At 63.3% G+C, this 17,851-nt stretch carries 15 protein-coding genes; 11 read left to right on the top strand and 4 right to left on the bottom strand.

Features of this window, described 5'->3' with window-relative positions:
• The first annotated feature begins 288 nt into the window (after nt 1-288).
• The 5 genes from mrdA to qhpG all read left to right on the top strand — a co-directional run bounded on the left by mrdA (nt 289) and on the right by qhpG (nt 8,010).
• Entirely contained in the window at nt 289-2,181 is a 1,893-nt protein-coding gene (mrdA, locus tag AACY45_RS25935) for a penicillin-binding protein 2 (RefSeq protein WP_339548268.1), read from the top strand.
• 247 nt (nt 2,182-2,428) lie between these two features.
• Nucleotides 2,429-4,333 carry a sigma-54-dependent Fis family transcriptional regulator gene (locus tag AACY45_RS25930; protein WP_339548267.1) on the top strand — a complete coding sequence of 635 codons (1,905 nt, stop codon included), beginning with the start codon at nt 2,429-2,431 and terminating at the stop codon, nt 4,331-4,333.
• Nucleotides 4,333-6,051, top strand: coding sequence for an ABC transporter ATP-binding protein (locus tag AACY45_RS25925; protein ID WP_339548265.1), 1,719 nt, complete (start codon nt 4,333-4,335; stop codon nt 6,049-6,051). Before AACY45_RS25930 ends, AACY45_RS25925 begins: the two co-directional genes overlap by 1 nt.
• Nucleotides 6,041-6,718 (top strand): subtilisin-like serine protease QhpE, encoded by a 678-nt coding sequence (qhpE, locus tag AACY45_RS25920; protein ID WP_339548264.1) that lies wholly within the window; start codon nt 6,041-6,043, stop codon nt 6,716-6,718. The genes AACY45_RS25925 and qhpE overlap by 11 nt, the downstream gene beginning before the upstream one ends.
• Nucleotides 6,715-8,010 (top strand): flavin-dependent monooxygenase QhpG, encoded by a 1,296-nt coding sequence (gene qhpG, locus AACY45_RS25915; RefSeq protein WP_339548263.1) that lies wholly within the window; start codon nt 6,715-6,717, stop codon nt 8,008-8,010. The genes qhpE and qhpG overlap by 4 nt, the downstream gene beginning before the upstream one ends.
• A 50-nt stretch (nt 8,011-8,060) precedes the next feature.
• On the opposite strand, the gene AACY45_RS25910 is transcribed toward qhpG, so the two are convergent.
• Both AACY45_RS25910 and AACY45_RS25905 read right to left on the bottom strand, forming a co-directional pair.
• On the bottom strand, nt 8,061-9,551 hold the full coding sequence (locus AACY45_RS25910; RefSeq protein WP_339548262.1) for an aldehyde dehydrogenase family protein: 1,491 nt from the start codon (nt 9,549-9,551) through the stop codon (nt 8,061-8,063).
• 236 nt (nt 9,552-9,787) lie between these two features.
• Nucleotides 9,788-10,450 carry an HAD family hydrolase gene (locus AACY45_RS25905; protein ID WP_339548260.1) on the bottom strand — a complete coding sequence of 221 codons (663 nt, stop codon included), beginning with the start codon at nt 10,448-10,450 and terminating at the stop codon, nt 9,788-9,790.
• A gap of 314 nt (nt 10,451-10,764) precedes the next feature.
• Here AACY45_RS25905 and peaA point away from each other — a divergent pair, with 314 nt between their 5' ends.
• The 4 genes from peaA (at nt 10,765) to peaD (ending at nt 15,325) form a co-directional block, all read left to right on the top strand.
• Nucleotides 10,765-12,345 (top strand): quinohemoprotein amine dehydrogenase subunit alpha, encoded by a 1,581-nt coding sequence (peaA, locus tag AACY45_RS25900; protein ID WP_339548259.1) that lies wholly within the window; start codon nt 10,765-10,767, stop codon nt 12,343-12,345.
• A gap of 81 nt (nt 12,346-12,426) precedes the next feature.
• The gene (peaB, locus tag AACY45_RS25895) at nt 12,427-13,857 is read left to right on the top strand and encodes a quinohemoprotein amine dehydrogenase maturation protein (protein ID WP_339548258.1); all 1,431 of its coding nucleotides are present in this window, start codon (nt 12,427-12,429) and stop codon (nt 13,855-13,857) included.
• A gap of 1 nt (nt 13,858) precedes the next feature.
• On the top strand, nt 13,859-14,182 hold the full coding sequence (gene qhpC / locus AACY45_RS25890; RefSeq protein WP_095165620.1) for a quinohemoprotein amine dehydrogenase subunit gamma: 324 nt from the start codon (nt 13,859-13,861) through the stop codon (nt 14,180-14,182).
• Between the two features lie 24 nt (nt 14,183-14,206).
• Nucleotides 14,207-15,325 carry a quinohemoprotein amine dehydrogenase subunit beta gene (peaD, locus tag AACY45_RS25885; protein ID WP_339548257.1) on the top strand — a complete coding sequence of 373 codons (1,119 nt, stop codon included), beginning with the start codon at nt 14,207-14,209 and terminating at the stop codon, nt 15,323-15,325.
• Between the two features lie 93 nt (nt 15,326-15,418).
• Here the strand turns inward: peaD and AACY45_RS25880 are convergent, their stop codons facing one another.
• Together AACY45_RS25880 and AACY45_RS25875 are read right to left on the bottom strand one after the other, a co-directional pair.
• The gene (locus tag AACY45_RS25880; protein WP_339548256.1) at nt 15,419-15,817 is read right to left on the bottom strand and encodes a lysozyme inhibitor LprI family protein; all 399 of its coding nucleotides are present in this window, start codon (nt 15,815-15,817) and stop codon (nt 15,419-15,421) included.
• A gap of 56 nt (nt 15,818-15,873) precedes the next feature.
• Nucleotides 15,874-16,290: a GFA family protein gene (locus AACY45_RS25875; protein ID WP_339548254.1), complete on the bottom strand. Its 417-nt coding sequence runs from the start codon at nt 16,288-16,290 to the stop codon at nt 15,874-15,876.
• A 173-nt stretch (nt 16,291-16,463) separates the two neighbouring features.
• Here AACY45_RS25875 and AACY45_RS25870 point away from each other — a divergent pair, with 173 nt between their 5' ends.
• Together AACY45_RS25870 and AACY45_RS25865 are read left to right on the top strand one after the other, a co-directional pair.
• Nucleotides 16,464-16,940, top strand: coding sequence for an SRPBCC family protein (locus AACY45_RS25870; RefSeq protein WP_339548253.1), 477 nt, complete (start codon nt 16,464-16,466; stop codon nt 16,938-16,940).
• Nucleotides 16,941-16,951: 11 nt separating this feature from the next.
• Nucleotides 16,952-17,761: an aminoglycoside phosphotransferase family protein gene (locus AACY45_RS25865; RefSeq protein ID WP_339548252.1), complete on the top strand. Its 810-nt coding sequence runs from the start codon at nt 16,952-16,954 to the stop codon at nt 17,759-17,761.
• The last annotated feature ends 90 nt before the right edge of the window (nt 17,762-17,851 follow it).

Genomic DNA, 17,851 nt, shown 5'->3' with positions numbered 1-17,851 from the left:
AGTGAAACGATGCATCGCCGATGGTAGTGTGGGGTTTCCCCATGTGAGAGTAGGTCATCGTCAAGATTAAATTCCGAAACCCCTATCTGCGTATGCAGGTAGGGGTTTTGTTTTTGCGCGCGAAAAAATATGCGCCAACCTGACAGAACCTTCATGTTCCAGGGGCGCCATTGGGTGGATTAACCCTGAAGTGGACCCAGGGTTTTGCTAAGGTGCAGCTCGTTTTTCAAGGGACTGATGACACGCCCAGGGACTGGCGGTTAACCCAGTCAAAGAGTTGCCGTAGAAATGCCTGAATCCATCCCGATCAAGGACCATGAGAAAGAAACCCGCCTGGTCAACAAGCGGCTTATGGCCTGCGCGCTGCTCGTGGCGGCCATCACCAGTGTCCTGGTGGTGCGCTTGTACATCCTGCAAGTCGTCGAGTTTGACTACCACTCGACGATCTCCGAAAACAATCGGGTGCACGTGCTGCCCATCACCCCGACGCGTGGCTTGATCTACGATCGCAATGGAGTGCTGCTGGCCGATAACCGCCCCAGCTACAACCTCACCCTGACCCGTGAGCGTGCCACCGATGTGAAGGGCGAACTGGATACCCTCATCAGCCTGCTGCACCTGCCTGCCGAAGACCGCGCGCTGTTCGACAAGGCGCTGAAACAGATGCGCCATCCTTTTGTCCCCGTCACCCTGTTCTACGAGTTGAGCGAAGAGCAAATCGCCATCCTTGCCGTCAATGAGTTCCGCTTGCCCGGCATCGATGTCGAGCCGCAGTTCGTGCGCAACTACCCGCTGGGCGCGCACTTTGCCCACTCCATCGGTTATGTCGGGCGGATCAACGAGAAAGAATCCAAGACCCTGGACTCGGTGGAATATCGCGGCACCCAATCAGTCGGCAAGACCGGCATCGAGAAATTCTACGAGTCCGAGTTGCACGGTCACGTGGGTTATGAAGAGGTCGAGACCAACGCCCAGGGCCGTGTGCTGCGGGTGCTCAAGCACACGGACCCGATTCCCGGGAAGAACATCGTCCTCAGCCTCGACGTCAAACTGCAAGAGGCGGCCGAAGCCGCTCTAGGCGATCGACGGGGTTCGGTGGTCGCCCTCGACCCGGCCACCGGCGAGGTGCTGGCCATGGTCAGCAAACCGAGTTTCGACCCCAACCTGTTTGTCACCGGCATCAGCTTCAAGCAATACGCCGCGCTGCACGACTCCATCGATCGCCCGCTGTTCAACCGCGTGCTGCGTGGCCTGTACGCGCCGGGCTCGACCATCAAGCCAGAGGTGGCGATCGCCGGCCTGGATGCCGGGGTGGTGACGCCACAGACTCGGGTCTTCGATCCGGGCTACTACCAATTGCCCGACTTCGACCACAAGTACCGTAACTGGAACCACAATGGCGACGGCTGGGTCGACATGGACGCGGCGATCATGCGGTCCAACGACACCTATTTCTACGACCTGGCGCATAAGCTGGGCATCGACCGCCTGCACGACTACATGGCCCTGTTCGGCCTCGGCGAAAAAGTCTCGCTGGACATGTTCGAAGAGTCTGCCGGTCTGATGCCGTCGCCCGCCTGGAAACGCGCCACCCGCCGCCAGGCCTGGTTCCCGGGGGAAACCGTGATCCTCGGCATCGGCCAGGGGTACATGCAGGTCACCCCCTTGCAGCTCGCCCAGGCCACGGCGCTGATTGCCAACAAAGGCGTGTGGAACCGCCCCCACCTGGCCAGGAGCGTCGACGGCATTGCGCCAGTGGACGAGCACCCAATGCCCAACATCCTGTTGAAAGACCCGCGCGATTGGGAGCAGGTCAACCACGGCATGCAGATGGTCATGCACGATGCCCGCGGCATTGCCCGGGCTGCAGCGGCGGGTGCCCAGTACCGCATCGCCGGTAAGAGCGGTACGGCCCAGGTGGTGGCGATCAAGCAGGGCGAACGTTACAACCGGGCGAAAACCCTCGAGCGCAACCGCGACAACGCCTTGTTCGTCGGGTTTGCCCCGGCCGAACACCCGAAGATCGTGATCTCGGTGATGATCGAAAACGGCGAGGCTGGCGGTCGTGTCGCAGGTCCCGTGGTGCGGCAGATCATGGACGCCTGGCTGCTGGATAACCACGGCCACCTTAAGCCGCAATATGCCGCCCCGAGCAAGGCTCACGGCGATCCCCAGGTATGAAGTTGGCCTGCGCAGCACTTGCCAGTTGCTTGACGTTAACGTAAACATAGAAGGCGACGCCGATTGTCCATGGCGCAGGTTTTGCTATCGTCCCCGCAGTTGAGCCAAGTGCTGTCCCAGTCAACGGGCAAACTTCCCTTTACTGCCACCTGAACCGGGTGTAGACATTTGCTCGTGACTTGCGTGCTTCGCCGCGAGCATGGACATGACCCGGCAACGTACTGGGCGGACCGATCCGGAGCGCTTGATGAGCCTTATAAAAACAACAACCGCAAAGCTGCCACACGAGGCCCGGCTCGCCCGGGAGAAACTGCACCTTGAAGGCGAAGTCCCCGACGGCGTGTTGCGCGCTGAAATCGATGCTTCATGGCGACGCAGTCTCAGCCACGGTGTGCACTTCAATGGCAAGCATGAACTGGCGCTGGAATCGAGCGCGAGCCTTGACCTGCTGTTGGCTAGCAATCGGCTGCTGATCGATGCGGCCCTGCCAGCCATCGATTACCTGGCCGAGCGCCAGGGCAAGGAAGGGCTGATCATCCTCGCCAACTCCGACGCCACCATCCTGGCGGTCGAAGGCCGCGCCGATCGCCTCAAGGGCAGTGGCCTGCAGGACATCACCCTGGGCGCCTGCTGGAGCGAAGCCGTTCGCGGCACCAATGCACTGGGTACCGCGCTGGTGGAAGCGCGACCGACACTGATCGATTGCGGCGAACACTACCTCGATCGCCTGAGCGATTTCTCCTGCACCTCGGTCCCCATTCGTTGCCCCCATGGCGACATCCTCGGCGTACTCGACCTGACCCGTGAAGGCCCCCTGGGCCGCGCCCACGACAGCAGCGCGTTGCTCGCCATGGCCGTCAGCCAGATCGAAAGCCGGGTGTTCAACGCCAGTTATCCGGACGAAATCGTCCTGGCTTTCCACAGTCGCCGGCAATACCTCGAATCCCCCTGGCAGGGCCTGCTGGCCGTGAGCCTGGGCGGGCAGATTCTCGCGGTCAGCGGTCAGGCCTGCCAGTTGCTCCACGCCGAGCGTTCGGCGCTGGTGGGGCGGCGCTGCGAAGAGTTTCTCGGGGTCGACGGCTTGCAACTGCTGGCGCGTCTGCAGCAGGGCGGTGTCGGCAGCCTGCAAACGGCCAAGGGCGAGTTCTTCTACAGAACCCTGCGTGCGCCCCAGCGTTCGATCACCCTCAGCACTCCGTCGCGCAGCAGTGCAAAACCGGTCAAGGCGCCCGTGGACCTCGAAGCCCTGGCCGGCAACAATCCGCGTTATGCCCGCGCCTTGCGCATGGCCCGTCAGGGCCTGGCCAATGAATTGCCCGTGTTGCTGCTGGGGGAAACCGGCACCGGCAAGGAAGTCATCGCCCGCGCCCTGCACCTGGCTGGCGCCCGGTGTGACAAACCCTTCGTCGCGGTGAACTGCGCGGCGATTCCCGAAGGCCTGATCGAGTCGGAACTGTTCGGCTACCGCGAAGGCGCGTTCACCGGTTCGCGGCGTGGCGGCATGGTCGGGCGCCTGCAGCAGGCCCATGGCGGCACCCTGTTTCTCGATGAAATCGGCGATATGCCTTTGGCCTTGCAGGCCCGACTGTTGCGCGTGCTGCAGGACCGCAAGGTGGCGCCGCTGGGCGCCGGCGAAGAACAGGACATCGACGTCGCGCTGATCTGCGCCACCCACCGTGACCTCAAGCACCTGGTGGAAGACAAACTGTTTCGCGAGGACCTGTTTTATCGGGTCAACGGCATCAGCGTCATGCTCCCAGCCTTGCGCGAACGCGAAGACTTCAGCGCTCTGGTCGCGCGCCTGTTGGCCAAGCTGGAGGCCCCGGCGGTGGTCCTGCATGACGACCTGAACCGCTTGCTCGGGGGCTACCACTGGCCGGGCAACATCCGCCAACTGGAAATGGTCCTGCGCACCGCCTTGGCCATGCGCGAACCGGGGGACAACGCACTGACCCTGGATCACCTGCCCGACAGCATGCTCGACGAATTGAACGCCAGCGAACGCCCCCAGGCCGGCAGCATCCGCGAGAACGAACTGGAGCTGATTCGCCAGTCCCTGGACAGCCACCAAGGCAATGTCTCGGCCGCCGCCGACGCCCTGGGCATCAGTCGCGCGACCCTGTACCGCAAGCTAAAACAGTTGCGCAGTTGATGCGGCGCTTGATGGTCAGGCTGGTCGACAGCCCCAACCCCCAGGCGCTGGAGGCCGCGCTGGCCTGGCTGTACAGCTTCGTGCGTCCGCACCGGTGGGCGATTGGCGGGTTGCTGGGCCTATCGGTGTGCGCTTCGCTGCTGGTCCTGGTGCAACCCTGGCTGACCAAGCTGTTGATCGACGACGGCTTGCTGGCCCGGGACTTTTCCATGCTGGTGCTGATCGCCGGGCTGATGGTGGGCGCGGGGTTGCTCGGCACGGCGCTGTCGGGGATCAACCGTTACCTGCACACCCGACTCTCGGGGCGGATTCTGTTCGCCCTGCGTGACGACCTGTACCGGCACCTGCAAACCCTGTCGCCAGGCTTCTACGGACAACGGCGGATCGGCGACCTGATGTCGCGCCTGGATGGCGACGTGGCCGAGATCCAGCGCTTTGCCGTGGACTCACTGTTCTCGGCGGTATCCAGCGTGATCGGCCTGGTCTGCGCGGTGGCCATGCTGCTGACCCTGTCGTGGAAATTGTCGTTGCTCGCGTTGATCCTGATTCCCCTCGACGTGCTCTGGTTGCGCTGGATGCGGCGCAAGGTCGAACGGGATGTGCGGCAGTTGCGCGAGCGCTCGGCGGACATGTCCTCATTCATGGTCGAGACCCTCCCGGTGATGAAATTCATCCAGTCCGCCGGCCAGCAACAACGCGAAGCGCGGCGCCTGGAATCCCTGGGCCAGGGTTACATGGGCCAGTTGCTGCGCCTGCAAGTCACCGAGTTCTTCACCCAGGCGGTGCCGGGCACCTTGACCTCCTTGTCGCGGGCCTGTGCCTTCCTGATCGGTGGCTACTGGGTGGTACAGGGTACCTGGCAGCTGGGTGCGCTGATCGCCTTTTCCACGTACCTGGGCATGGCCGTCGGGCCGGTCCAGAGCCTGCTGGGTCTGTACGTGGCGATCCAGCGCATGACCGTCAGCCTCGGCCGGGTGATGGAGCTGCGGGGCGAAACGCCGAGCGTGCTGACCCCCCTCACGCCACAACCGATGCCGACTGGCGGTGAACTGCGTTTCGACAACGTGCACTTCAGCCACCCCGGGCGCCCGAGCACGTTGCGCGGTATCGAGGCACGCATTCCCTACGGTTTGAAGGTGGCCTTGAGCGGCGGCTCCGGCGTCGGCAAGTCGACCCTGATCGACCTGCTGCAACGCCATCACGATCCGCAGTCCGGCCGGGTACTGCTGGGCGAGGTCGATCTGCGGGCGCTGGACCTGTTCCAATTGCGCCGGCGGATTGCCGTGGTCAGCCAGGACATCGTGCTGTTTCGCGGCAGCCTGGCGGACAACCTGGCCTACGCGGTGCCGGACGCCAGCCGCGAGGCGATTGCCGAAGTGGCGCGTCTGGCGCAACTCCAGAGCCTGATCGCTACATTGCCCGAAGGCCTCGACAGCCCGTTGGGTGAGCGCGGCCAGCAGCTCTCGGGCGGGCAGAAACAGCGGATCGCCATTGCCCGTGCCTTGTTGCAGGACCCCTTGATCCTGGTACTGGACGAAGCCACGTCGGCGGTGGATGAAACCACCGAGCGCGACGTCATCGAAGCCATCGACCGACTGTTTGCCGGGCGCACGCGGATCCTGATCAGCCACCGTCCCTCGACCCTGGCCGATGCCGATTTGCGCTTTGAACTGCTCGACGGCCTGCTCATTGCAAAAACGGTGCTGCATGAAGCCTGAGCTACTGATCGGCGTGGTCGACAGCGGCCACTCGACGGCGCAACGCCAGCAAGTGGTCGCGGGGCGACGCTTCTCCCTGCTGGACGATGGGCTGGCCGAAGGCGCGCTGTGCGACGATCCGCTGGGCCATGGCAGCGCGGTGCTCGAGGCCATCGGCCGGCGTGCGCCCGCCGCACGGTTCTGCGTGGCCCAGGTGTTTGACCGGCGCGGGGTCACCAGTGCCTTGCAGATCGCCACCGCGATCGACTGGCTGGTGGCGCAGGACGTTCGCCTGATCAATCTGAGCCTCGGCCTGCGTCAGGATCGCAGCCTGCTGCGTCAAGCCTGTGCAGCGGCGCTGGCCCGTGGGGTGTTGCTCTGTGCCTCCAGCCCGGCGCAGGGTGCGGGGGTGTTTCCAGCCAATTATCCACAGGTGCTGCGGGTCACGGGCGATGCCCGTTGTGCCGAGCCGCAGTGGTCGTGGCTCGACAGTGCCCAGGCGGATTTCGCCGCGTGCGTGCAGGGCACCTACCCGGGGCAGTCCGGCGCCAGCCTCGGCTGTGCGGCGTTGAGCGGGCACATAACCGCGTTCCTGCTGGCCCATCCCCAGGCGAGCAATGGGCAGGTCATCCAGTGGCTGCAGGATAACGCCCACTATCGTGGCCCAGAACGGCGTAGCGGCCCATGAAGACGCTTCTGATCCTCGGTGCCGGGCCGGCCGGTGCGGCCACTGCGCTGGGCCTGCGCAGGTTGGGTTATCCGGTGACGCTGGTCAGCGAATGGCGAAGGTTTGCGGCACTGGAAGGGGTTTCCCTGCGGGTGCTGGAAGCCTTGCGTGGCGCCGGACTGGACCAGGCACTGGCGCAGGGGGCGCTGGCGTCCCAGCGACAGGTGTCCTGGAACGGTCAACAGCATGCGCAGAACATTGAGTACCTGCTGGATCGCCCGAGCTTTGACCGTGGCTTGCGCGAGGACCTGCGCCGGGCGGGCGTCGAGGTGATCGAAGGCCGGGTGCTGAACGTGCAGTCGAGCGCATCAGGACATAGGATCGAGGTCCAGGGGCGCGAGCCGCTACAGGCGGACTTCCTCATCGAGGCACGAGGGCGCCAGGCCCCCGCGCTTGGCAAAGGCCTGCGCGGACCTGAGACGGTCAGCCTGCTCAATCGCTGGCAGGGCGCGCCGGGCAGCACCGCCAGTGCGGTGGAAAGCCTGGAACAGGGGTGGGCCTGGATGGCCCGGCGTGCCGACGGTCAGTGTTACTGGCAATGGACGGTGGACGTGGCCAGTGCCACATTGCCGGCCAAGGCACTGTTGCTCGACTACTGTCGCCAGCAGCGTGAGGCGTCGGCACTGGCCCGGGCGTTTTTTGCCGATGCCGCACCACTCGACTTGCAACTGCATGCCCGCAGCAGCACCGCGATAGTGTCCTCGCAGGTGTGTGGCGACAACTGGATCCGGGTCGGTGACGCGGCGATGGCGGTGGACCCGCTGTCGGGCAACGGAATTTTCCAGTCCCTGTCATCAGCCCTGCAGGCCCCGGTGGTGATCAACACCCTGCTGCGCAAACCCGAGCGGGCGGCGCTGGCCCAAGGCTTTCACCAACGGCGGGTGGAGCAATTGTTCCTGCGGTTTGCACGCATCGGCCGGGACTTCTATGCCGACGAACAGCGCTGGCCCCAGCAGCCGTTCTGGCAGGCTCGCCGACAGTGGCCAGACACCCAGGTGGCACACGCCGAAGCGGATTTCGCCGCGCTGCGGATCGAACGGGCACCGGTGCTCAAGGACGGTTTTGTCGACGAGGCCGAGGTGGTGATCACAGCGGACCAGCCATTAGGCATCTGGCATGTGCACGGGGTGGAACTGGCACCGTTGCTGCGGCGATTGCGCAATGAGCCAGCCGGGCAGGTAATGGCGGGATTGAGCGGGGAGCAAGCCAAGGGCGTTCGTGGTTGGTTGCTGGCCCAGGGCTTTAAACCCTGAAATGAGTGCAGACGGGGCGAGCCTCCTCGCTCCGTCTGCTCGCGAGAGCGTTACAGCTTGATCAACACCGACTTCAACTCGGTGTAATGCTCGATCGCCGCATACCCCATCTCCCGACCCACGCCGGACATCTTGTAGCCACCAAATGGCAGCGCCGGGTCGAGGGCGCTGTGGCAGTTGACCCAGACCGAGCCGGACTTGATCCGCGGAATCATCCGGTGCACCGCCGCCAGGTCGTTGGACCAGATGCTCGCCCCCAGGCCATAAGGACTGTCATTGGCCATGCGCAACACCTGGGCTTCGTCATCGAACGGAATCGCCACCAGCACTGGCCCGAAGATCTCCTCCTGGACCAACGAGTGCTGTTGGTCGACGTCGACAATCACCGTCGGCTTGACGAAAAATCCGGGTCCGAACGGCTCACCGCCACAGGCAATGGTCGCGCCGCTTTCCCGGCCCATCTCGATGTAGTTGCTGACGCGTTGCTGTTGCCGCGCGGAGATCAGCGGGCCCATTTCCACACTTGGGTCCAGACCGTTGCCCAGCTTCATTGCATTGGCAATGCCGGCGATGTCGGCCACCACATTGTCGAAATGCTTACGCTGCACATAGAGCCTGGAACCGGCGCAGCAGACCTGGCCCTGATTGAAGAAAATCGCACTGGCGGCGCCCGCCGCGGCACTCGCCAGGTCGGCGTCGGCCATGACGATGGTCGGTGATTTCCCGCCCAGCTCCAGGGTCACCCGGGTCATGGAATCCATGGCGATCTTGCCGATCTGTTTGCCCACCGCGGTGGAGCCGGTGAAGGTCAGCTTGTCCACCAGCGGGTTGTGGGTCAGTGCGGAACCCGCGGTGATGCCGGTGCCGGTGACCACGTTGAACACCCCGCTGGGGTAACCGGCTTCGAGTACCAGCTCGGCGAGCTTGAGGGCGCTCAGCGGGGTTTCGTCGGCGGGTTTCAACACCACGGTGCAGCCGGTGGCGAGGGCCGGGCCGAGTTTCCAGCAGGCCAGCAGCAGCGGGAAGTTCCAGGCGACGATGGCACCGACCACGCCCACGGCTTCACGCCGGATGAAACTGTGGAACTGGTCATCGGGCATCAGGGGCAGCGAGACTTCAACGCTGGAGCCCTCGATCTTGGTCGCCCAGCCAGCCATGTAGCGCAGGAAGTCGATGGACAATTGCACGTCCATGACCTGGGCCACCGCGGCACTCTTGCCGTTGTTCAGGCATTCCAGTTGCGCCAGTACCTGGGCGTCGCGCTCCATCAGGTCAGCGAGCTTCCACAGCAGGTTCTGCCGCTCACGCGGGCGGGTGCGGGTCCAGGCCGAATCATCAAACGCCTGGCGGGCAGCGAGTACCGCCCGGTCGACATCGTCTGGGGTGGCCCTGGGCACGACGCACAGCACCTCGCCCGTGGCCGGGTTGTGCAGGGGCATGGTCTGGCCGTCGGCGGCCTCGACCCATTCGGCACCGATCAGCATGCGCGGGGCGCGCTGGATGAACGCCGAAACGGCAGGGAGTGGAGTGGGGAGCGACATGATGGAGCCTCGTCTTGTTCGTGTGCCGAGGCTGATCGCAACCCTTGTGCCAGGTTGCCCGGGCCCCGTATCCAGAGGCTTTTACGGCGAAAGGGGTGGAGTGTTGGGAGTGGTGATGTCGCAGATTGCGACAGTTTTTGAGACGCACCGCTGAGACGGGTTGTTGAGTGGCGAAGGGCTACCTATCGTCCTCAGGTTCATCGCAGGCAAGCCTTGCTCCTACCGGTAGCCTGTTTTTATCGCCCGGCCATGCGATCAATCACCGCCCACAATTGCGGGTCGTTGAAGTCTTCGATCACCAGGTGCGCCCCTGCGGCCAGCAGCGTTTCGCGGCGCTGGCTGGTGACCAGGCCCACAGTAAAAATCCCGGCCTTCACCGCTGCCGTCAGGCCGGGGATCGAGTCCTCGAACGCCAGGCTCACCTCGGCGCTGGCCTGCAAGCGTTCCAGGCCGGTCAGGTAGGGCAGGGGGTCGGGCTTGGCGCGGGGCAACTCTTCGGCGACCACCACGTGCTCGAAGCGCTCGCGCAGGTCCAATGCCTGCAACATGTGCTCAGCATTGGCTCGGGGCGCATTGGTCACTACCGCCACGCCGATGTCCTGCGCCTGGGCGAAATCCAGTAATCGCACCAGCCCGGCAATCGGCGTCAGTTGCGCTGACAACTGGCGAAAGCGCAGTTCCTTGCGATCGGCAAAGGCCTCGTGCTCGGCCACCGAGCGTTCGGGGAACAGGTAGCGGCACATGGCAGCATTGGCCTGGCCGCTGACATGGGTTTCGAACTCGGCCTTGGTGAACACCCGCTCGTCCTCCTCCAGCAACAACTGTTGCATCGCTTGCAGGTGCAGCGCGTCGGTGTCGGTGAGGGTGCCGTCGAGGTCGAAGAGCAAAGCAATGAGCATGGCGCGGTTCCCGTAGCTGAAGCGGTTAAGCGGATAGTTGGTCATCCTATACGAGGAACACTCACCTATGCTCGTCTCAGCCTGCAACAGTTGTCGCGAAATTAAACGCCTGGCACCGCACCGGTCGCCGGAAAAACCCCGGTGTTTACCAGCAAATCATTGATTCAACGCGCTATTCATAAGCTGGCACGCTCCGTGTATTGGTCCTTGGCAGACGTTTCTCTTGCCTTCGTCAGCGGCCTGTTCGCTGGCGGCAGAAACCATAAAAACGACTGTTAAAAAAATAAGAAAGCACCGTGCGAGGTTCGACGTTGATGAAGAGAAAACTCCGATCAGGCATGAGCGCCAGTCTGCTGGCGCTTGCCGCGTGTGCCACCCTGCATGCTCCGCAAAGCATGGCCGCGCGTGACGCCCAGAGCATCCTCAAGGAAACCTGCCAGGGCTGTCACACCCCTGAAGCCGAGAATGCCTTGAGCCGTATCAGCCACCAGCGCAAGACCCCGGAAGGCTGGCTGATGAGCATCGCGCGCATGCAGGTCATGCATGGCTTGCAGATCAGCGATGACGACCGCCGGACCCTGGTCAAATACCTGGCCGACACCCAGGGCCTGGCGCCGAGCGAAACCGATGGCGTGCGGTATGCCCTGGAACGGCGGCTCAACACCGTCGAACAGTTCGACGAGCAGACCAGCCAGATGTGCGGCCGCTGCCACTCCGGGGCGCGGGTTGCCCTGCAACGCCGGCCAGCCCAGGAGTGGGAGCGCCTGGTGAACTTCCACCTCGGCCAATGGCCGTCGCTGGAATACCAGGCGCTGTCTCGTGACCGCGACTGGTTCGACTTGGCCCGCAAAGAGATGGTGCCACTGTTGGCCAAGCGTTATCCGCTGGACAACCCGGCCTGGAAAACCTGGCAGCAAACCGCGCCCAAGGCCCAGACCCTGGTGGGCGACTGGAGCTTCAGCGGTCACCTGCCGGGCAAGGGCGAGTTGGCCGGAATCATGAGCGTCAGCGCCGACGGCGACGACACCTTCAAGGTCAGCGTCAAGGGTCAATACGCCGACGGCACAGCGTTCAACGGCGACGGCAGCGCGATCCTCTACAGCGGCTACGAATGGCGCGGCAACGTGACCGTCGACGGGGTCGTGATGCGCCAGGTGTTCGCCGCCAAAGGCAGCGAACTGCAAGGCCGGATGTTCGAGGCCGAGCACGATGAACGTGGCCTCGACTTCCTTGCCGCCAAACAGGGCAGCAACCGGTTGCTGGCAGTGCAGCCGGGCTACCTCAAGGCCGGCAGCGAAACTGAAGTGACCCTGATCGGCAGCGGCCTGCAAGGCCAGCCGGACTTCGGCAAAGGCGTCGAGGTGCTGGAAGTCATCGCCCAGAGCCCCGAACAGATCAAGGTCCGCCTCAAGGCCGCCGCCAATGCCCAGCCGGGCGTGCGTGCCGTGACCCTGGGCAACCTGCAAGGCCCGGGCCTGTCGGTCTACAACGAGATTGCCGAGGTCAAGGTGGTGCCTGAATTCTCGGTGGCCCGGATCGGTGATGGCGGTGGTTCGACGCCCAAGGTCCAGGGGCGTTTCGACGCCGAAGCCTGGGGCAAGGGCGCGGACGGCAAGCCCTATCGCATCGGCGTGTTCCCGGCGCAGTGGAAGGTCGAGGCCTTTGACGATCGCGCCAGGGAAGACGAAGACGTCAAGTTTGCCGGCACCATGCAGGCCGACAGTGGCGTGTTCACCCCGGGCGATGCCGGGCCGAACTCGGCGCGCAAGATGTCCACCAACAATGCCGGCAACCTCAAGGTGATCGCCGCCGTCGACGACGCAGGAAAGTCCCTGACCGGCGAAGGCCACCTGATCGTCACCGTGCAACGCTGGAACAACCCACCCATTCCGTGAGGCCGCTGAACCTGCAGTTTTCAGAGACTTTTTTGGAATGAACGCAGGCCCCGCCAATGGGGTTTGCACAGGAGGTTTGCCATGGGCGCTATCTTGAATCTGGTCGAACGCAACTTGCACGAAGTGCAGGTGGATGCCGACCGCATGCTGTTTCATATCCCCAGCAGTTCGCTGTTCGCCAGCGATGCCCTGACCGGCAGCATCATCGATGCCCTGCGCGGTCACGGCTGTTCCAGCGCTGAGCTGATCCAACGCCTGGCCAGTCAGTTCGGTGGCGAGGAAATCCACGAAACCCTGCGCGAGCTGATGGCCCTGGAGCTGGTCAGCGACGGCTCGCCCCTGACCCCGGACATCGCCGCCAAACGGGTCGAACGCACCGCCATCAACACCGTGGTGCTCAACGTCAACACCGGCTGCAACCTGAGCTGCACCTACTGCTACAAGGAAGACCTCGACAAGCCCTCGGCCGGCAAGAAGATGGAGGTCGAGACCGCCATCGCCTCGGTGGAAATGCTCCTGCGCGAATCCCCCGATGAAGAGCGCTTTACCGTGGTGTTCTTTGGCGGCGAACCGCTGAGCAATCGCAAGCTGATCGAGTACATGGTCGACTATTGTGAAAAGCGCTTTGCCGAGGCTGGCAAGTTCGTCGAGTTCGTCATGACCACCAACGCCACGCTGCTCAACGAGGAGACGGTGGACTACCTCAACGCCCACCGCTTTGGCTTGTCGGTGAGCATCGACGGACCGAAGACCGTGCACGACCGCAACCGCATCACCGTGGGCGGGCAGGGCACCTATGACGTGGTGCGGCGCAAGGCCCAGATGTTGCTCTCGCGCTACCACAGCCGCCCGGTCGGTGCCCGCGTAACCCTGACCACCGGCGTCACCGACGTCGAAACCATCTGGGACCACCTGTTCAACGAACTGGGTTTTGCCGAAGTCGGCTTTGCCCCGGTGACCTCCGGCGACATCAGCACCTTCAACCTGTCCAGCGAGGAGTTGATCGAAGTCTTTGCCAGCATGAAACGGCTCGGTCGACGTTACCTGGAGGCCGCGTTGGAACACCGCAACATCGGCTTCTCCAACCTGCACCAGTTGATCACCGACATCCACGAGGGCCACAAGAAAGCCCTGCCGTGTGGCGCCGGGCTGAAGATGCTGGCGGTCGACCACAAGGGCGAGCTGAACCTGTGCCACCGCTTCACCGGTTCGTCATTGCCGACGTTTGGCAACGTCCACAGCGGGGTCAAGCAGGTGGAGTTGAACGACTTCCTGTCCCAGCGCCTGGACCGCAGCAACACCGGTTGCGAAGACTGCCAGATCCGCAACCTGTGCTCCGGCGGCTGCTACCACGAGAGCTACGCCCGCTACGGCGACCCGACGCACCCGACCTATCACTACTGCGAACTGATGCGTGACTGGGTCGATTTCGGCATCGAGGTCTACACCCGGATCATGGCTCACAACCCTGCGTTCATCAGCAGTTACATCACTCCGCGCAAGGCTCACTGATATGAAACATCTCAAGCCCATCAATAACAAAGCGTTGAAGCTGGATCAGGCCGCGGATGAAAACCGCATCGAAGAAGTGGTGGCCATGAGTTCTGTCGCCGGGTGCGCCTCGACCACCGACCCGGGTTGGGAAATCGATGCCTTTGGCGGCGTCTCGTCGTTGTGCCAACCCATGGAGGCCGACCTCTATGGCTGCTCGGACCCGTGCTGGTGGCCGGCCCAGGTGCCGGACATGATGAGCACCTACCCGGACTGGAACAAGGATGCCCAGGCCTCCAACGACAACTGGCGCAACCTCGGCACTGTCTTCCCCAAAGACAAGTAATCGGACAAGAAGAAGGATTCCAGCATGCTTCGTATCAAAGCCTGCGGCCTGGCCGCTTTCGCCTTCCTGGGCAGTGTTTCGCTCAGTGTTCTGGCCGATGAAAACCTGGCGCTCAACCCCGGTCACGAATACATGGTGACCACCAATTACCCCAACAACCTGCACGTCATCGACCTGCAGACCGACAGCCTGTACAAGTCCTGCAAGCTGCCGGACGCCTTTGGGCCGGGGACCATCCAGCTGTCGCCGGATCGCAAGACGGCCTACGTGCTCAACAACCACTATGCGGATGTGTATGGCATCGAGCTGGACAGCTGCAAGCAGGTGTTCCACGCCAGCATCACCCAGCATCCGGGGGAGAAGGCCCGCTCGATGTTTGCCTTTACCGTCAGCCATGACGGCAAGGAGCTCTACACCATCGCCAATCCGACCCGAATGCTCAACGACCGCTACGAAGTGCTGGCGCCACGCCTGGATGTCTACGCCACCGACGCCGGTGCCAGCGCCAAGCCGGTGCGCAGTTTCCCGGCGCCACGCCAGCTGACCATCATGCAGAGTGGCGACGACGGCACCCTGTACGTGGCCGGTGCGGATGTCTACAAGGTCGATGTGCAGACCGGAACATTCGACGTGCTGATCCCCAGTCGACACTGGAAACGCCCCAACTACAGCGCGCCGGACGTGCTCTACGTGTGGAACCAGCAGACTTATCGCCATGACTTCTCGCTGCTCTACACCGCAGCAAAATTCAAGGACAAGAAACAGGACCCGGCCACCGCCGAGTACCTGTACGGCCTGTTCAGCGTCGACCTGAAAACCGGCAAGACCGAGACCACCGACTTCGGCCCGCTGACCGAAATCTACTTCAGTGGCATGCGCTCGCCCAAGGACCCCAACCTGATGTTCGGCGTGCTCAATCGCCTGGCCAAGTACGACATCAAACAGAAGAAGCTGATCCAGGCGGCGACCCTGGACCACTCCTACTACTGCATTTCCTTCAACAAGGCCGGCAGCAAGATCTACCTGGCCGGGACCTTCAACGACGTGGCGATCTTCGACCCCGAGACCATGCAGCAGATCGGCAACATCAAGCTGCCGGGCGGTGATATGGCGATCACCACGGCGCAGGTCTTTACCCGGTAAACGGGCGCTTGCCCTTGACGTGAAAACACCAGGGACTCCTTGGGCACCGGCTTGCCGGCGCAGGGACCCTGGTGCCTTGGTCCAACTGTGCGGTCAGGCGCGCACCGGGCAACTCAGGTCGCCTTCCTGGCAGTCGAGGTAACTCTTGAAGGTCTCCACGCGTTTTTGCGTCTGGTCCGCCAGGCACTGGTTGTGGATCATCGGGTAGACGCTGCCCCCTTCAACCCCGGACGCCGCAAAGGTGCACTCGGCATCGCGGAACGCCAACCACGCACGTTGCGCGGTCAGCAGGCGTTTTTTGCCTTGGGGATTGTCCTTCAACTGGCCATTGATCTGTTGGTACAGCGTGTTGAACTGGGCGTCGGCCTGCTGGTACTGCTTGGCCGCGCACTCATTCAGGGTGGCTTGGTTGCTGGCGCTGGCGCAGTCATCGGCCTGGGCGCCAGTGGTGGCCAGCAACGACAAAACGCTTAGAAGAAAAACGCTACGCATGGGAAAACTCGCTGACGATAAAAAAGTGGGGTGAGTGTAGTTCAGAGGCAAAATCTTCAGCGCCCGGTGTCAGCCGGTGGCTGCCATTGTGCACATTCGACCACGCCTTGATGGACCAGCCACGGCACATCGTGGGAGGTCCAGATATGAGCCTGGGGTCTGTGGCCCGGGTCTTCATCAAGGGTCGCCACCCGCACGATCACATGGGGCTGGGCCAGGCGCTCGGCCATCAGGTGGCTGCCGCAGCGCGAGCAGAAATGCCGCAGCTTGCCGGGCGAGGACTCGAAGCAGGACAGCAGCTCCAGGCCCCGGGTCCAGCGAAAATGCTCGCGCATCACCCCGGCCGTCGAGGCGAACGGCGCCGCATGGGCCTTGCGGCAGGTATGGCAATGACAATGGCTGATCGGCATGTCGAGGCTGTCGACTTCATAGGCGATGGCCTGGCACAGGCAACTGCCGTGGAGTGTGGGCATGGTGTATTCCTTTACGGGACTGACGAGCGGTCAAAAGCCGACGTTACCACTGTTGGCCGGGGTCTGTCGGGGCTCGGAACGATGAGCGTTGCTACGAGTCGTATCTGTTGAAGGCAACGGCAAGATTGCTCGTTCGGCCGTCCGCGCCTAGTGTTCATCACAGGAGGTGCTCAATGCACACATCAGATCGCATCGAAAGAAAGATCCTGCTCAAGGCTCCGCGCTCGACAGTCTGGCGGGTGGTGGCCAATGCCGAAGCCTTTGGCCAGTGGTTTGGCGTGGCCCTGGAAGGTAAGCGCTTCGTCGCCGGTGTGCGGACCCAGGGGCAGATCACCTACAAGGGCTATGAACACCTGGTCTGGGATGTCGAAGTCATGCGGGTCGAACCGGAGCGGGTGTTCGCTTTCCGCTGGCACCCCTATGCCGTAGACCCAGGTACCGACTACTCTGGCGAACCCACGACCCTGGTGCAGTTCGAACTCGAGGACATGGACGGTGGCACCTTGTTGCAGGTCGTCGAGTCGGGGTTTGATAAGATCCCGGCAGAACGTCGTCTCAAGGCCTTTCGCATGAACAGTCGCGGCTGGGACGAGCAAATGAACAACATCGAGGCCTACCTCGCAGCCCTTGAAACCCCCGCCGAGCCTTGAATTGCCCCCGCATGTTTGAACCCTACCTCACCCAATGGCAGTTGCAACCCGACGGTGAGCCGATCATCACCCTGGGCTGTCGCCTGCTCCCGGTGCGCTACCAGGGGGCGCCGGCGATGTTGAAAATCGCCCTCGATGACGAAGAACAGTTCGGCAACCTGCTGATGACCTGGTGGGCGGGAGAGGGTGCCGCGCGGGTCTACGCCCACGACGGTGCGGCGCTGTTGCTGGAGCGCGCCGAAGGCCGGCGCTCGCTGCTGCACATGGCCATGCACGGGGCGGACGACCAGGCCAGCCGGATCATCTGTGACGCCGTGGCGCGCCTGCATGCACCGCGTTCGGCGCCGGTGCCGCCATTGATCGACCTGGGGCAATGGTTTGGTTCATTGGCAGCGGCGGCGCGACGCCATGGCGGGCGGCTGCGGCAGTGTCTGGCCAGCGCCGAGTACCTGCTGGCCACCCCTCAGGAGATTGTCGTGCTGCACGGCGATGTGCACCACAACAACGTCCTGGATTTCGGCCCGCGCGGCTGGCTGGCAATCGACCCTAAGCGGGTGACCGGCGAGCGAACCTACGACTACGCCAACCTGATCTGCAACCCGGACCTGCCCAGCGCCACCGACCCGGCACGATTTACCCGGCAAGTGGCGCTGGTCTCGGCGCAGGCAGGGCTGGAGCGGCGGCGGTTATTGCAGTGGGTCCTGGCGTTTGCCGGCCTGTCCGCCGCCTGGTTCCTGGAAGATGACGACTTGCTTGCGGCCGACAAGCAGCTGCAGGTGGCAAATCTCGCACTGGTGGCCCTGGATGTCGGACAGCCATAGGGTGGTTGACCTTCGCGCTAATAGCGAATGTCTTACACGTGTTACTAGCTATGTCGTCTATTACGCATTGGATCCGAAGCGTAATCTACG

It is taken from the genome of Pseudomonas sp. RA_35y_Pfl2_P32 (assembly GCF_963970735.1).
In the GTDB taxonomy this organism is placed as follows: Bacteria; Pseudomonadota; Gammaproteobacteria; order Pseudomonadales; family Pseudomonadaceae; genus Aquipseudomonas.
This window is presented reverse-complemented; position numbering and strand designations above follow the sequence as displayed.

Bases quoted from the DNA above. Each gene is read 5' to 3' on its own strand.
- mrdA (WP_339548268.1), top strand. From the start codon at position 289: ATGCCTGAATCCATCCCGATCAAGGACCATGAGAAAGAAACCCGCCTG.
- AACY45_RS25930 (WP_339548267.1), top strand. From the start codon at position 2,429: ATGAGCCTTATAAAAACAACAACCGCAAAGCTGCCACACGAGGCCCGG.
- AACY45_RS25925 (WP_339548265.1), top strand. From the start codon at position 4,333: ATGCGGCGCTTGATGGTCAGGCTGGTCGACAGCCCCAACCCCCAGGCG.
- qhpE (WP_339548264.1), top strand. From the start codon at position 6,041: ATGAAGCCTGAGCTACTGATCGGCGTGGTCGACAGCGGCCACTCGACG.
- qhpG (WP_339548263.1), top strand. From the start codon at position 6,715: ATGAAGACGCTTCTGATCCTCGGTGCCGGGCCGGCCGGTGCGGCCACT.
- AACY45_RS25910 (WP_339548262.1), bottom strand. From the start codon at position 9,551: ATGTCGCTCCCCACTCCACTCCCTGCCGTTTCGGCGTTCATCCAGCGC.
- AACY45_RS25905 (WP_339548260.1), bottom strand. From the start codon at position 10,450: ATGCTCATTGCTTTGCTCTTCGACCTCGACGGCACCCTCACCGACACC.
- peaA (WP_339548259.1), top strand. From the start codon at position 10,765: ATGAAGAGAAAACTCCGATCAGGCATGAGCGCCAGTCTGCTGGCGCTT.
- peaB (WP_339548258.1), top strand. From the start codon at position 12,427: ATGGGCGCTATCTTGAATCTGGTCGAACGCAACTTGCACGAAGTGCAG.
- qhpC (WP_095165620.1), top strand. From the start codon at position 13,859: ATGAAACATCTCAAGCCCATCAATAACAAAGCGTTGAAGCTGGATCAG.
- peaD (WP_339548257.1), top strand. From the start codon at position 14,207: ATGCTTCGTATCAAAGCCTGCGGCCTGGCCGCTTTCGCCTTCCTGGGC.
- AACY45_RS25880 (WP_339548256.1), bottom strand. From the start codon at position 15,817: ATGCGTAGCGTTTTTCTTCTAAGCGTTTTGTCGTTGCTGGCCACCACT.
- AACY45_RS25875 (WP_339548254.1), bottom strand. From the start codon at position 16,290: ATGCCCACACTCCACGGCAGTTGCCTGTGCCAGGCCATCGCCTATGAA.
- AACY45_RS25870 (WP_339548253.1), top strand. From the start codon at position 16,464: ATGCACACATCAGATCGCATCGAAAGAAAGATCCTGCTCAAGGCTCCG.
- AACY45_RS25865 (WP_339548252.1), top strand. From the start codon at position 16,952: ATGTTTGAACCCTACCTCACCCAATGGCAGTTGCAACCCGACGGTGAG.